This window comes from Sorangium sp. So ce590 (genome assembly GCF_051521365.1).
Lineage (GTDB): Bacteria > Myxococcota_A > Polyangia > Polyangiales > Polyangiaceae > Sorangium.
The window spans coordinates 4,220,478-4,233,926 of sequence record NZ_CP150346.1 but is presented as its reverse complement, the minus strand read 5'-3'; the positions used below and the strand labels follow the sequence as shown (position 1 = coordinate 4,233,926).

Genomic DNA, 13,449 nt, shown 5'->3' with positions numbered 1-13,449 from the left:
TATGTCGAACCAGGAGACGGTCATCTCGTTGGAGTCGTATGCTGCCGTGGTGGCCGGGCTCGGGGCCGGGCTCGACCTGTGGCGAGCCCTCGAGCACGCCGGCGTGCCTGCAGCCGAGTGGGAGCGGGCGTCGGAGCGCTGGCAGGCCGGGATCGACGAGAGCGCCGCCTCGGATCTCGAGCTGCTCGTGGCGTTCGACACCGCCCTGCTGACCGCGAAGCGGCGGTTCGATCCGACGTTCGAGCCCATCGCGTCGGACGTGCGCGCGTGGGCCCATTTTCGCCGGCACTTCGTGACCGCGGCGGAGCCTGTCGCGTTCCTTTCGCGCCACGAGCTCCCGCTCGCGACGTACGCGAGCCTCGAGGCGAGCTGGGCGAACCGGGTCCTGGCGGACGAGGCGCTCGCCGCGACGCTCCGGAGCCACATGGAGGGGCCGCTCGAGGAATGTCCGACCCTGACGCGGACGCCGTCGCCGCTGCTCGCCGCGGCGGCGGTGGAGGCGGCGGCGGTCGGGGCGGCGGCGGTCGGGGGGCCGCCGGTCGGGGCGCCGGCGGTCGGAGTGCCGCCGGTCGGGGCACCGCCGGTCGGGGCGCCGCCGCTCGGGACGCCGCCCGCGAGGGTGCCGGTCCAGGTCGCGCGCCCGATCATGGAGCCGCCTCCGCCTCCATCGATGCGCGAGGAGCGCGCCCTGCCCGCGAGAGCTCGCAAGGGCGCGACCACGGCGATGGCGGCCGTCCCGTTCACGGACGGCCTACCGTTCCAGGACCCCGCCCCGCGGGGCCAGGCGCCGGCGGAGGAGTCACCGCCGCCCATCCCGCTCGAGCGGTATGCGGTGATGCTCGCCGACCACACGCTCTTCGGCATGACGGAGGCGCAGCTCTGCGAGAAGCACCGGCTGACGGCCGCGCAGCGGGCGCAGGCGTTCCAGTACTGGCAGGGTCGCATCAACGCCGATCCCGCGCTCCAGGGTCGCGTGAAGGCCGTGGTGACGCGCTATCAGGCGGCCCGCACCAAGGCGGGCGAGCGCGCTCCGGCCAGCTCGGCCACGCCGTCGCCGGCGATCGTGCAGGCGAAGGCGCCTCCGGCCGCGGTGCCGCGCGTCGACTTCGGCAGCACCGTCGATCCGAGAGACGTCGTGATGTCGCCTATCTTGCCGTTCATCGCCGGTTCCTCGCCCCCGTCGAGGCCGACAGGCGGTCCCAGGGCGAGCGTCGATCTCGGGGCGACCGTCGCTCCGGCAGCGGCTGGCGCGCGCCCGGGCGGCAAGAGCGCGGACCCGCTGCCGTTCGTGAACCCCGCGCCCCCGTCGGCGCCGTCGCGCCCGGCTCCGCCCACCGGCGCCCCCGCGGCGGCCGCGAAGGCCGCGGACGGAGCCGCCGGCGGGCCGGTCCAGTTCTCGCTCGAGCAGTACGCGTCGCTCACGGTCGACCTCGCGCTCGAGCCCGAGCGCGCCCCGGAGACGCTGCGCCGCTACGGCCTCACCCCGGCACAGAGGACGCTGGTCGACGCCACCTGGACGGCGAGGCTCGCCCAGACCCCCGCCGAGCGCAGCGCGTTCGAGGCGGCCTGCAGCTCGTACCGCGCGTGGCGCCTCCGGAGCACGAGCAGGCCGTGAGCCTGCCACCAGGGGGCCAGCACGCCCGGCATGCGCGGGAGAGATGTGCCAGCCAGCCTCCATCTGTGCCAAGGGAGGGGGGTCGAGCACTGGCTCAACCGCAATGCATTGCGACACACCGGGGTCCAGACCCCTCCGAAACGCTCCGTCGAGCGTCTTTCCGGCGGAATTTGTGCCAAAAAACGTCCGAAATTGCGCAAATTTGTGCCAATTGCCCCTTCGAAGCGCATAATTTTGTGCCAGATGGGGGGTCCGGACCCCTCCGGATCGCAATCCAGAGCGCTCGCGCGGGCTCGAGACCCCTTCCGGACCGCATTCCGGCGCGTGTGCCGGGGATCCCGAGCGCTCCATGTGGCTCGGCGCGAAGCACGCCGCTGCGGTGGCGCAGGCCGTCGCGCATGGCGCCCAGTCGCTGGAGGGTCCGGTCCAGCTCGTCGGCCTTGGCGGTCAGCCGCTCCCGCTCGACGCGCAGCCGACCGTCGGGCGCGAACATCTGCGCGATCTCGTCGAGCGAAAACCCCGCCACCCGGCCGAGGGTGAAGAGATCCGGGGACGAGAGCCCTGACACCCACGCCGCGATTGCCTGACCACGCCCAGCCGGTCCTATCCCCAGGGGGCCAGCCCCGCGCCCGGGCTCATGTGAGCCGGTACTCCCGCTCGACGATCGCCGCCGCGCTCGGCCCACGCCAGTACGGCTTGATCCACCGCGGGCGCGCGTCCTTCCAGCTCCGCCCCGCGCGGCGCCAGTGGCCGCGTACCATGCAGCGCCGGATGGCCTGCACGTCGGAGGAGCCGCGGCGCACGCGCTTGAGCTGCCTCAGCGAGGTGACGTCGATCTTGCCAGGCAGCCGGAAGATCCCGTCCGTGGGCGGGACCGCGCCGCCGCCGCGGCGGCGCGGCGGAGGAGCGTCGTCGCCGCGCGGGTCGCCGGGCACGGCGTCCGCGTCGGCGCTCGTCGCGTAGAGGATCGCATTGAAGACGAGGCCGAGCAGGGCGCGGAGCGGCGGCGAGGCGACGAGCGTCTCGAGCTCCTCGCCGTCCTCGTCGCCGGGCGAGACGGTCCTCAGGAGCTCGGCGATCCGGGCGTCCTGTCGCACGGCGAGGTCGCGTACGACGAGCTCGGGCCATCCGCCGTCATGGGCGTCGGCCACGAGCGCGAGCCGCACGTCGGCCCGCTCGTCCCCCGCCGCGCTGCAGGTGACATACACGGTGATCACCGAGAGGATCCGGCCCCGGAGGCGCGCAGATGGATCCTCCGCGAGCAGGCGCTCCGCGAGCCCGAGGGCATAGCGATCGGTGAAGACCAGCGCGAAGCTCGTGAACGGCGGGCGCAGCGCCTCGCCGGTGACGTCGAGCGCCGTGGCGCCGAGCATCCACGAGAGCCCCTCGTCGACCCAGAAGATCTTGCGCAGATGGAGCTCGAAGTTCGCGAGGAACCCGACCCACGAGGCGAGGCGCCCGCCCCCGGCCGTGCCGACGGACTCCGAGGCGCCGCCCTCCGTCGCGCCTCGAACCGACGCGCGCACGAGGCGGCGAAAGCCGGGATCGCCTTCGACCTCCTGGCGCTCGATCACGCGCGTCAGATCATCGCGCGACGCCCGCCGCGCTCGCTCACCCAGGTCGGCGGCGACCTCCACGAGATCGGGATCGAGGTCCGCGACGACCTCGTGAGGTAGCCGCGGCGCGGCTTGCTTGCGCGATCGGCCGCGCGCGAGGTCTTCGAGCTCTAGCTCTTCCCAGATCCACGTGGGATCGAACGCGCCCGACCCCTCCACGAGCGCGCGCTCGTACATCCGCTCGAGCTCCTCGATGAGCCCGGCGACGCGGGGCCGCAGCCCGTCCACCGCTGCGGCTGCGCGTGGCGTGGCTCCGTCGAGCGCCGGCACCGGCTCATCGAGCCACTTCTCGTAGTGCTGCTGGAGCATCTGCACGACGACCTGGCGCAGCTCGTCCGGCGCCGCCGCGGGCCTGAGGTCGCCCTCCTCCGGCGTGTGCGCGAGCACGGCCTGCTCCAGGTCCTGGTGCTCGGTGCTGCGGTGCTTCACCGAGGCGCCCGCGAGCCGCTCGACGAGGGCCTTCACGGCCTCGCCGCGCTCGCGGGAGTTGGTCTGGATCTCCAGGCGCCCCTGGTCGACGCGCAGGAAGGCGCGGGAGACCGTCTCCTGGCGCTGCGCGCCCTTGCCCACCCACGACCAGACCTGCGCCTCGCCGGCGCGGGTGATATCGCGCGCGCGGTCGAGCGCCGCCACGAGCTTGCCTTCGTCGATCACGTCGAAGTGGACCTGCGTCAGGAGCACCGGGTCGCCGTCGTAGTTCGCGAGGTTCGGGAGGCCAGGGCCGATCCAGGCGTCGAAGAACACGAGCGCGTACGCCTCGCGGAGCGAGGCCTCGTCGCGCTCGGCGTTCAGCTGCGCGAGGTGCTTCACCAGGGGATCGCGCAAGCGGCTCTGGATAGGGAGGAGGCCTCCGTCGATCTCGGGCTGCCCGGAGGCGCCCTTCTGCATCACGCGCGCGGCCACGAGGTCCCAGGTATGGAGGGAGCGCGATCCGGCCCGCTCGCGGACGCGGACCTCGCCGCCGTGGAGCACGTCGCGCAGGGTGAGGCTCGCTCCCGGTTCGACGCCGATCACCTCGTAAAGGCGCAGGGAGCTCTTGCGACCCATCTCCAGGTATCTCCGCTCGCCGTGGCCGAGGTCGCGGCCGTGCTGGAGGATCTCGTCCGCGAGCGTCAGGCCTTCGTCCAGCACGTCGACGTCGAAGAAGAGCCAGAACTGGAACGCAACCTCCGCCATCTCCAGGAGAGCGGCGTCCGTCCACCGCTCGCGGAGCGGGAGATGCTTGCCCCAGAACCGGTCCCTGGCGTCGTCGAGCTCGTCGGGATGAACCGAGAGCAGGAGCCTTTGCAGCGCAGCATGACGATCCGCCGTCGTGTACGGCGCGCCGGCGCCGGCGCCGTTCGTGAGGCAGCACTTCTTGTACTTGCGACCGCTGCCGCACGGGCAGGGCTCGTTGCGTCCGACCTTCTTTCCCATCGCGGCGGAGAGTACGCGATCCACGGGCGAGACGAGGAGATGAGCCATCGAATCACGAAGATCTCGTGTGGGGCTCACGACGCATTCCGATCAGCCAGCCAATTTTTCCATGGCAGAGCCGGCATTCTGCTGCTTCGAAAGCGGTGCCTTCCTCCGAAATATTGGTAATTTGTTGGCTCTGTCAGCAATGCATGGGTGGATGGAGGATGGCTCGTTGCGCTCCCCTGCCCGGCTCGCGTGAGATCGGTGCTCGTGCACAAGGAGGCTCCACTTCGGCCTTCGTTCGTGCGATGAGTCGGCGCGCAGATGAGAACTGGATTACGCGATGCCGGACCGGGATGGGCGCACGCGAAGCGGGCCCTCGAGGTCGCCTTCTCGAGCTCCGGGAGGCCTCACCGAGCTCCGCGAGGCGGAGCGGGCCGTTCGCCGTCATCGACTGGGAGTACGCGAGGCAATTACCTCTCCATCAATTTGCTCGTCGTGCTCACGGGAGCACGGCACCCAATTGACGCGCGGGGATACCCGTGATGCGGCGAAGACCTGCGAGGGCGCGGTTCAAGATCCAGCGGAGATGCGCGATGGCTACACGAAGCTCGCGAACGAAGAGGTCCGACACGCCGAAGCGCGTGGCGGGCACATCGCGCAGGACGGCGCGGCCGACACGACCGGAGATCGACGAGGCACGGCTCAGGGGGCTCGTCGAGGAGGCGATCGTCGACGCCTACGGAGAGTCCGAGCAGCGGGTCGGATTCTTCACCATGATGGAGGACCACCTCGACGTCCCCTTCGAGACGGAGTTGCTCGGTGTTCCAGTTCAGGTCACCGGCATCGACTTCGATGACGCCGAGGAGATCGTGGCCACCTGCAAGCACGGTGCGCGCATGCAGCGCATCCCGGTCCTGGATCTACCGCTGCCGAAGTCTCCACCCAAGGGCTTCGAGTGGATCGAGGCCTATCGCTTTTTCCGGCGCGGCGACGGGTGAAGGAGCGGGCGGAGATCTCATCAAGGCAAGCTCGATGGCCCCGTCGGGCGGCTAAGCATCGCGAGGGGGCGCTCCCGTCGCCGGCGCCCACGCCCGCGCAGGTTCGCCTGCCATGGCGAGGATGTGCCTGGCCAGCGCGAGGTCCGGCGGCTCCCCGGGCGTCAGCCGCCAGGCTCCGATCCCGAACCGCTCACGGAACTCGGCCGCGAACCAAGGCTGACATTCCGGATCGACCGCCGGGGCGAGGAGCAGCCCACCGCGGCACGTGCCGCCGAACGTCTCCCACCGCAGCGCGTCGCGGTAGATGTGGAGCGACACGAAGGCGTCCGCGAGCGCCTCCCGACGTACCCGGTACTTGGCGTCCAGACAGATCCAGGAACGCGGGCCGCCGGGCGGCTCGAACGAGATCACGATATCGGGTCGACGCTCACCCGAGACGCTGTATCGATCCGAGGTCCCCCGGGCGAGGTATCCAGGAAACGTCATGTTGTACCGGATGACGACCCGCGCCCCATCCTCCGCCCGCCTCGCGGTGAACGCCGCCCCCGCCCCGAAGCCGGCGAGAAGCTCGCTCGCCGGTGCCTGCCGCCAGGTCCACGTCCACCCGTCGAGGGCCTCGGCGAGCGCCCGCTGGACGGCGAGCAGCGCCCACAGCTCGTAGAGCTCGAAGCTCGGGCGCACCGGGGCCTCGCCGCCGTCCAGCGACTCGCGCAGGCGGAACCGCGGCGAGAGGAAAGGCCGAGCCAGCGCGTGGGCTCGGGCGTAGACAGGGTCGTCCTGCACCGCAAGGAGCGCGGCCTCGGTGGCGGGCGTGGGCGTCAACGACCCGAGGAACGTCCGGCGCAACGTGGCCGACAGCTCGTCCGCCGCGCCAGCCGCCGCGCGCGCTCGCGCGCGGCACCATTGCGCCGTGTCCGGCTGCAGCCGTGGATTCCCGGCGGCGCGGCCGAGCGCGCCGCCCAGGTCGCCGAGCACGCGAGCGACCCGTCCGACGAGCCAGGCGATATAGCGGTTCACCGGGTGATCGATGGTCTCGTGCGTCGTGTCCTGCGGCACGTACGGGTCCAGCTGGCCGGCGCGAGCAGCCAACCAGGGGTCCACCGCACACGCAGCCGCCGGGTGCCGCGCGAGCCAGTGGAGCGTCTCCCGATCCGCTCGCCGCACGGCGCGCAGCGGCACATCCTCGCGCGTCGCCGTCGCGAGCTCCCGCGGCGCGGCGGCGATGGCGCGAACAGCACGGACAAGCGCCGGCACCAGCGGCAACAGGGCTGCGGCGAGGACCGTGGCCGTGGTGCCCTCCGTCTGCACGGTGCCGACGCCGCCGCCTTCGAGGCCTATGGCCAGGCCCGGCGACCACGCCTCGAGGTCCGCGAGCAGCGCCAGCCACGCGCCCTCGGAGAGCTTCTCTCTGCGCGGCGCCACCTCGACGGCGACCACCGTCTCCTGCGCGCCGTGCGCCACCCTCAGCGACGCCGAGCCGACCCACTGGCCCACGTCGAGCGTGAACGACCCGCGCTCCTCGCTCCAGGGCAACTCCCGCGGCCCGAGCCACGCCCGCGGGGCGCCGGCGCCCGGGGGAGCATTGACGTGGTAGGTCCTTGCCTCTTCCAGATGCAGGACGCCGTCGACGACGCGCTCGTCCGCGCCGGCCGCGTCGCGGACCTGGAGGCTCATGCCCAGAACCGGGTCACGCCGGTGCGCTTGAGCAGCTCCATCATGCTCCCGAGCTTCACCTCGCTCACAGCGAGGCTGCGGCGCTTGCAGATCCCCATGAGGGCCTCGAGCGCGCCCTTGAACGCCGGCGTATCCTCGCCGCGCAGGCGCGGCAGCACCTTCGAGAACACGGCCTGATCGAGGAACGCCGCCGGCGCCATGCCGCCCAGCTCCGGAGCGGCGTGCATGAACGCGAGGACCTCGCCGGCCGTGCGGTAACCGAAGTGCCGGCGGACCTCGCGCATGGCGCCGTGCAGCTCGCACAGCGCCTCCTCCACCTCCAGCAGCCGCTTGCCGGGCGCCTTGGCCGCGGCGCGCTCGAAGAAGCTCTTGAGATCCACGTCCCAGAACTCGAGCGTGAAGGCCCGGTCCAGCACCTTGTCGCTGAACGGGTGGGTCGTCTCGTCCATGTTGACGGTGCCCGCGATGTGGAGGTTCGCCGGCCAGGGCACGCGCGGGGGAACGTCGTTGACATCGACGCCATTGGCATGGAGCACGAGATCCTCGCCCGTCTCCATGGCCGAGAGGAACGGCGCGAAGTAGCGCTCGACGCGGGCCAGGTTCATCTCGTCGAGGATGAGAAAGTAGGGCCGCCCCGGGTCGGCGGCAGCGCGCAGGACGAGCCGGAGCGCGGGCTCGGCCTGGAACGTGGGGTCGGCGTGCAGGGCGTTGAAGTAGCCGAGCAGCCCGGAGGGATCCCGCCAGTCGGGCGAGACGGGCACGATCTCCCGGTGCTCGGAGACGGAGATCCCCATCAGCTCGCAGACGGCGCGCGAGTAGCAGAGCGTGACGGCCGTCTTGCCGGTGCCCGAGAGCCCGGACAGGAGCACGAACCGCTTGCGTGGGTTGCTGCGCCAGGCGGCGTGAAGGGTGGCGAGCTGGCGGTCCTCGAAGACGAAGTCGGCGATCTCCGGATCGGCCTTGAAGCGCGCGAGGATGGCGTCGAAGGCCGGATACGGGATCGCGGGCAGCGAGACGATGGGCGTCCGCGGATCCATACCGGGGCTCGCCTCGGGCGGAGGCTTCGGCAGATTCTTGGGGAGCCTGGCGACCCACGCCTTGCCGTACTGCGTAAGGAAGAGCCCGCCGTGCTCGTCGCGCTGGAGCAAGCCGAGGTAGCTGCTCCAGTTCCGGAGATCGCTGGGAACGCGCGCGGTGGTCCAGTTGGGATAGAGCGCCTGCAGGGCGCCGACCACGGCCTCATCGGTCGACCCTGGGTGCTCGTCGAGGTGCCGGAGGAGCTGGGCGAAGCCGAAGACGCGCTCGAAGAAGCGTTCGATAAGGATGTCCAGCTGCTCGCTGCCGAGCAGTTCGTCGCCGTCCTTCGTGGCGTAGAGCAGACCGCCGCGCTCCTCGATGAACCCGAGGCCTTTGGCCCGGATGATGAGCTGGCGCAGCAATGGAGTCGGGACATTGTCGAAGCTTCCGCTCGCCTGCAGCACGCCCACGAGGTCGTCTTGCGAGAGCCCTGGAAGCGCCGCCTGCACCACAGCGCGGTACGCACCGGCGAAGTTGCGCACCGCGAGATAGCCCACGTACTGCTTCGCGAATGGCCAGACCACGAGCGAAGGCAGCTTGTCCTCGGGTGGGCGCATCGCTTCGCTGTCGACGGCCACATTGCCTTTCCAGGGCGGCATCTGCCCGGCCGCCAGCCGCTCGTAGTTCTCATGGATCCACCAGCAGAAGGTCGAGCGTCGCACGTGCTCGGCCAGGTTCTTCTCTTCGCCGAGCACGGCCCGGAGCCGCGCGCGCATCTGCACCTGGGCCACGAGCTGGGGGTCACTCGCGTCGCCGAGAAGTAGCTTTGCGGCGTGCCGGACGGCGTCGTAGCTGAGCACGCACGTCAGCTCGGCGGGCAGCAGCGCGCCGACCAGCCGCTGGAGCTTGGCGTACGGCCTGGGTTTGACGTCGCGCGCCACGGCCATGCCGAGGATGCGCTCGTATTCGTCCTGGATTGCAGCCGCTCGGGCGGCGACGTCGGACGGCCAGGCGCGCCCGCGGAGGCCGACGATGGCGTCCACGAACCCGGGATCGGCGAGGAGCGCATCGACGTTGATGGCGTCGCCATAGCCGGCAGGCGTGATCGCGCGGGCGTTCCAGAGCTTCTTCTGCGCGGCCTCGGTGCGCAGCTCGGGCTCGGGGGTGCCGTGCGCCCAGGTGAGGAAGTCGAGGTAGTTTTTTTGCCACGTCGCCCAGCTGGGTGGGGCGAAGCCCTTCCAGAGGGCTTTGAGCTGTTCATCGGTCAACATATCGACTCCCTCGGTAATATCAGGTGCCGTCCACTACGGCCTACCGGTGCCGACCCGACGGTGGCGCCTCGCTGCGATCGACGCTCGGCTGCCCGACAGGCTCGCGCAATTCGGCCGCTCACCCTACACCGTGGTTCTCAATCGCTTCGCGGTCCGAGCTCACCGTGGCTGGACTGCCGCACAGTCTTTCACATAGTCCGGCGTCGAGGAAGCCCTCGTCGGCGAGACCATGGCGCTGCCGCTCGAGGCCGCGGGTATCGACCCGCGGGCGGCAACGGTGCGACCGGCGGCCGCGACCGCGGACGGCGACGGTGCGACCGGCGGCCGCGACCGCGGACGGCCTGCCGGCCAAGAGCCGATCGTGCACGCCCGGCATCGCCAGTGGCTCGTCGACGACGTCGTCTCGGGCACGGGCGATGAGTCGCCGCTCGTTCGCCTGGTCTGCCTCGACGACGACGATCCTGGACGCCAGCTCGACGTGCTCTGGAACCTCGAGCTCGGCGCGCGCGTCGTCGAGCCGGAGACCCACGGCCTCGGCGAGAGCTCGCGGCTCGATCCCCCCTCCCACTCCGGCGCCTACCTGCACGCGCTCAAGTGGAGCGCGGTGAGCGCCGCGGACGCGACCCGCTTCCAGTCTCCCTTCCGGGCGGGCGAGTACGTGCCAGCGTAGCGTGCGCTGGTTCGGAGACGCGGAGGACGACGATCTGCCATCGACGTGACGAGCTCATCGGCGCTCGGTTTTCGCTAGAGCGGCTGCTTCTTCCAACCGTACTTGTCATCGGCAGCCTCCATGCATCGCTGAAACGTCGCCTTCGTGCGAAGGAAGCTGTATTTTTCGTCTGCAATAGTCTGGCTTGCGGGCTTCACCTCGACGAGGCCCAAGGCAGGGAAGCCCGGCGGGAGGAAGCCGAACGCGTGCGACGTATGGTCCCACGGGTCTGGCACGGACGAGAAGAACCCCTTCGGTTGCGCCTGCACCTCGGCGTCCGGCGGCGGGTCGATCGCGCGGAGCACCGCCGCCCGCTCTGCAGGGGGGCGACCGATCACCGGGAGGTCATCGAACCAGCGTTGCTCTTCGCCCATGGAGCCACCCCTTCATCCCGCGACGCGCCGGCGGCGCCGGCTTACCGAGGATTCCCCGTTGTTTGGGCCACACGCGCGCCGGTCCAGTCAAGTGCGCCGGGCCTCGGTTCGCCTAGCACCCCTCGCGCGATCTTCACTCATCCTCCCTGAAGAGCTCCCGGAAGAACCGCTCCCTGTGCAGCAGGAAATCCCGCGTCAGCGCGAAGTGCTCCGTCTCCTCGTACGCCACCGCCGCGATCCCCTCCTCGGAGAGCCGGTAGATCGTCGCGTCCGGATAGGCGAGCACGATGGGCGAGTGCGTCGCGACGATGAACTGCGATCGCCCCCGCTCGACGAGCTCGTGCATGCGCGCGAGCAGCGTGAGCTGCCTTGCGGGCGACAGCGCGGCCTCCGGCTCGTCGAGGAGGAAGAGGCTCTCGGGCTTGAACCGGTGCTTCACCAGGGCCAGGAACGACTCGCCGTGCGACTGCTCGTGCAGCGACGTGCCGCCGTAAAACTGGGTCGCGGCCAGCTCGTCCACCTGCGTGGCGACGTTGAAGAAGCTCTCGGCGCGCAGGAAGAAGCCGTTCTTCTCCCGGCGCGCCCCACGCACGAGCCGCATCGCTGTGTGCAGCTCGGACTCGGAGCGCCGGGTCGCGAAGTTGAAGCCCTTCGAGCCGCCCTCGGCGTTGAAGCCGGCCAGCAGCGCGAGCGCCTCGATGAGGGTCGACTTGCCGGAGCCGTTCTCGCCGACGAAGAAGGTCACCTTGGGATGGAGCGCGAGCTCCTCGAGGGCGCGCACGGCGGGGATGCTGAACGGATACCTGGAGAAGTCCTCGACCCGCTCGCGCAGGAGCTGGACGGAGCGGATGAAGCCGCCCGGGAGGTGGGCGCGCTTCATGAGGAGATCGAGGCCGCCGACGCTGCGCCCGCCTCTTCGCCGGACGAGCAGGCGACGGCGGCGGCGGCGGCGAGGAGCAGCGCGCACGGAGACAGCGCGTTGCATGCAGGATGGAGTGCGCGCACGCGGCGAGTATACACGCCCCGGCGGGTCGATCGAACGGCGGCGACGCACGTCCCCCCGGGCGCTCGGCGCGCAGCTCAGGCCCGCGCGGCCAGCACGATCCCCGCGCAGGCCTCGGCGTCGCTGAGGGCGTCGTGGTGGCGGAGCGCGAGGCCGAGGTGGCGGCACACGTCCGGCAAGGTCGTGGGGCGGATCTGCCAGCGCGTCCGCGCGAGCTGCACCGTGCACTCGAAGCGCAGCCGCGGAGGATCCATGGCGAAGGCGGCGCAGCAGGCCCGGAGGACCGAGCGGTCGAAGCTCGCGTTGTGGGCAGCGATGAACTCGGCACCTTCGAGCAGCGGAGCCACCCTTCGCCACACCTCCGAGAACCGGGCCTCGCCGGCGACGCGCGCCCAGGAGATGCCATGTACCCCGGTGAACTCGAAGGTTCGCCGCGGCGGCTGGATCAGGTGATGCACGCGGTGGGTGATGCGATTGCCCTCGACCCGCACCGCGCCGACGGCGCACGCGCTGTCGCGGTAGCGGTCGGCGGTCTCGAAGTCGAGGGCGACGAAGGTGGTCATGCGGGCCGAAGTGTGCCGATCGTACGTCACGGAGTCGACGTATACGGCTTCCAGACCTCGTAGTCGAACCGCTCGCACGGGGGCGTCACCTCCTGCCGGCGCTCGTCGTACCGCTCGATGCACAAGGCCTGCGCGTCGGCGCGCTTGCCCTGCGCCTCGATCCAGCGCGACAGCCCCCTGCAAAGAGCACGGGCGATCCGCGGATCGCACCCCGCTCGCAGGCGTGGCACGGCGCGTGCTCCCTTGTCTCCGGTGCGCAGGGCGGCGAGCATCGCCACTTGCCTCCTTGATCGGCAAGCCTGCCGGAACGAAGGCTCTAAACTCTCTGTGTGAGGAGATCGCGATGAACCGATCCGGTCGTGCGCTCGGGATGACGATGATGATGATGATGGGGGTCGGGCTCCTCCCGGCGGCCTGCGGGCCGGCGTCGGAGATCGACGGAGAGATCCATGGGCCGGGGCTCGAGGCGATGATAGGCAAGCCCGGAGGCCAGGACACCAACGGCACCCCGAAGCAGGCGTGGCACACATGGAAGGGGCAGGTGGTCCAGGCGCTGCTGCTCCCGCTGCTCCAGGCGGACGACACGCTCAACCCGGGGATCGTCGGCACCGGGATCCTCGGAACCCCGGAGGGCGAGGAGGTCTTCGATCACACCGTCCGCTGCGCCCTCGCGAAGGACAGCGTCGTGACCCACGGCGACAGCGCCTACACGGGGCGAGGGATGGTGGCCGGCGGGTCGAGCTGGGCGCAGGGGGGGCTCCCCCTGAGCGTGATCGACAACGTGCTGGAGTGCGTGGTCGCGTTCGTCAACGACAAGACAGATGGCGTCGAGGTCCTGCTCACGGGCCTCAACGTGGTCGACGACGAGGGGGACCACACGGGGTTCATCCACGGCGAGGCGGTCTGGTGCGCGCACGCCGGGAGCGCGCTCTCCGTCAACGTGGACGTCTACCCGACGTACGCGTTCGCGCAGGGGTGCGGGATCGACGCCAAGGCGGCGCTGGAGCAGCGGTACTGCCACGAGGTCGGGGCCTGCGGCCTCAACTACATGGGGTACCTGGAGTTCAACCCCGCCTGCAAACCCGTCGGGGCGCCGGCGGACGGCCAGTACATCTGCAACGAGAAGCCGTGCACGATGACGTGGCTGAACGACCCCGTGGCCGACTGGTGCAAACCCCCTCCCCGTCGCCGTCGCTGATCTCCGGGGC

11 protein-coding genes and 1 pseudogene are annotated in these 13,449 nt (G+C 70.9%); 4 read left to right on the top strand and 8 right to left on the bottom strand.

The window, feature by feature from the left end; translation table 11 throughout:
* Position 1: 1 nt before the first annotated feature.
* A complete protein-coding gene (locus WMF28_RS15870; protein ID WP_437603077.1) occupies positions 2 to 1,615 on the top strand; it encodes a hypothetical protein in 1,614 nt (537 codons plus the stop codon).
* Positions 1,616 to 1,960: 345 nt separating this feature from the next.
* Here the strand turns inward: WMF28_RS15870 and WMF28_RS15865 are convergent.
* A pseudogene (locus WMF28_RS15865) lies at positions 1,961 to 2,159 on the bottom strand (MerR family DNA-binding protein); the annotation flags it as partial.
* A gap of 91 nt (positions 2,160 to 2,250) precedes the next feature.
* The gene (locus WMF28_RS15860) at positions 2,251 to 4,647 is read right to left on the bottom strand and encodes an SEC-C metal-binding domain-containing protein (protein ID WP_437603076.1); all 2,397 of its coding nucleotides are present in this window, start codon (positions 4,645 to 4,647) and stop codon (positions 2,251 to 2,253) included.
* Between the two features lie 578 nt (positions 4,648 to 5,225).
* Between WMF28_RS15860 and WMF28_RS15855 the strand changes: the two genes are divergently transcribed.
* A complete protein-coding gene (locus WMF28_RS15855; protein ID WP_437603075.1) occupies positions 5,226 to 5,630 on the top strand; it encodes a calcium-binding protein in 405 nt (134 codons plus the stop codon).
* 51 nt (positions 5,631 to 5,681) lie between these two features.
* Here the strand turns inward: WMF28_RS15855 and WMF28_RS15850 are convergent, their stop codons facing one another.
* Positions 5,682 to 7,304: a DUF2357 domain-containing protein gene (locus tag WMF28_RS15850; protein WP_437603074.1), complete on the bottom strand. Its 1,623-nt coding sequence runs from the start codon at positions 7,302 to 7,304 to the stop codon at positions 5,682 to 5,684.
* Positions 7,301 to 9,592, bottom strand: coding sequence for an McrB family protein (locus tag WMF28_RS15845; protein ID WP_437603073.1), 2,292 nt, complete (start codon positions 9,590 to 9,592; stop codon positions 7,301 to 7,303). The genes WMF28_RS15850 and WMF28_RS15845 overlap by 4 nt, the downstream gene beginning before the upstream one ends.
* Before the next feature lie 361 nt (positions 9,593 to 9,953).
* Between WMF28_RS15845 and WMF28_RS15840 the strand changes: the two genes are divergently transcribed.
* The gene (locus WMF28_RS15840; protein WP_437603072.1) at positions 9,954 to 10,262 is read left to right on the top strand and encodes a hypothetical protein; all 309 of its coding nucleotides are present in this window, start codon (positions 9,954 to 9,956) and stop codon (positions 10,260 to 10,262) included.
* 74 nt (positions 10,263 to 10,336) lie between these two features.
* On the opposite strand, the gene WMF28_RS15835 is transcribed toward WMF28_RS15840, so the two are convergent.
* From WMF28_RS15835 to WMF28_RS15820, 4 genes are all read right to left on the bottom strand, one after another.
* A complete protein-coding gene (locus WMF28_RS15835) occupies positions 10,337 to 10,675 on the bottom strand; it encodes a hypothetical protein (RefSeq protein WP_437603071.1) in 339 nt (112 codons plus the stop codon).
* Between the two features lie 133 nt (positions 10,676 to 10,808).
* The gene (locus tag WMF28_RS15830) at positions 10,809 to 11,555 is read right to left on the bottom strand and encodes an AAA family ATPase (RefSeq protein WP_437604264.1); all 747 of its coding nucleotides are present in this window, start codon (positions 11,553 to 11,555) and stop codon (positions 10,809 to 10,811) included.
* A 200-nt stretch (positions 11,556 to 11,755) separates the two neighbouring features.
* A complete protein-coding gene (locus tag WMF28_RS15825) occupies positions 11,756 to 12,241 on the bottom strand; it encodes a 3'-5' exonuclease (RefSeq protein WP_437603070.1) in 486 nt (161 codons plus the stop codon).
* 26 nt (positions 12,242 to 12,267) lie between these two features.
* Positions 12,268 to 12,471, bottom strand: coding sequence for a hypothetical protein (locus tag WMF28_RS15820; protein WP_437603069.1), 204 nt, complete (start codon positions 12,469 to 12,471; stop codon positions 12,268 to 12,270).
* A 113-nt stretch (positions 12,472 to 12,584) separates the two neighbouring features.
* Here WMF28_RS15820 and WMF28_RS15815 point away from each other — a divergent pair, with 113 nt between their 5' ends.
* On the top strand, positions 12,585 to 13,439 hold the full coding sequence (locus WMF28_RS15815; RefSeq protein ID WP_437603068.1) for a hypothetical protein: 855 nt from the start codon (positions 12,585 to 12,587) through the stop codon (positions 13,437 to 13,439).
* Positions 13,440 to 13,449 lie beyond the last annotated feature (10 nt).

Coding starts and splice junctions, on each gene's coding strand:
- WMF28_RS15870 (WP_437603077.1), top strand. CDS start 2: ATGTCGAACCAGGAGACGGTCATCTCGTTGGAGTCGTATGCTGCCGTG.
- WMF28_RS15860 (WP_437603076.1), bottom strand. CDS start 4,647: ATGGGAAAGAAGGTCGGACGCAACGAGCCCTGCCCGTGCGGCAGCGGT.
- WMF28_RS15855 (WP_437603075.1), top strand. CDS start 5,226: ATGGCTACACGAAGCTCGCGAACGAAGAGGTCCGACACGCCGAAGCGC.
- WMF28_RS15850 (WP_437603074.1), bottom strand. CDS start 7,304: ATGAGCCTCCAGGTCCGCGACGCGGCCGGCGCGGACGAGCGCGTCGTC.
- WMF28_RS15845 (WP_437603073.1), bottom strand. CDS start 9,592: ATGTTGACCGATGAACAGCTCAAAGCCCTCTGGAAGGGCTTCGCCCCA.
- WMF28_RS15835 (WP_437603071.1), bottom strand. CDS start 10,675: ATGGGCGAAGAGCAACGCTGGTTCGATGACCTCCCGGTGATCGGTCGC.
- WMF28_RS15830 (WP_437604264.1), bottom strand. CDS start 11,555: ATGAAGCGCGCCCACCTCCCGGGCGGCTTCATCCGCTCCGTCCAGCTC.
- WMF28_RS15825 (WP_437603070.1), bottom strand. CDS start 12,241: ATGACCACCTTCGTCGCCCTCGACTTCGAGACCGCCGACCGCTACCGC.
- WMF28_RS15815 (WP_437603068.1), top strand. CDS start 12,585: ATGAACCGATCCGGTCGTGCGCTCGGGATGACGATGATGATGATGATG.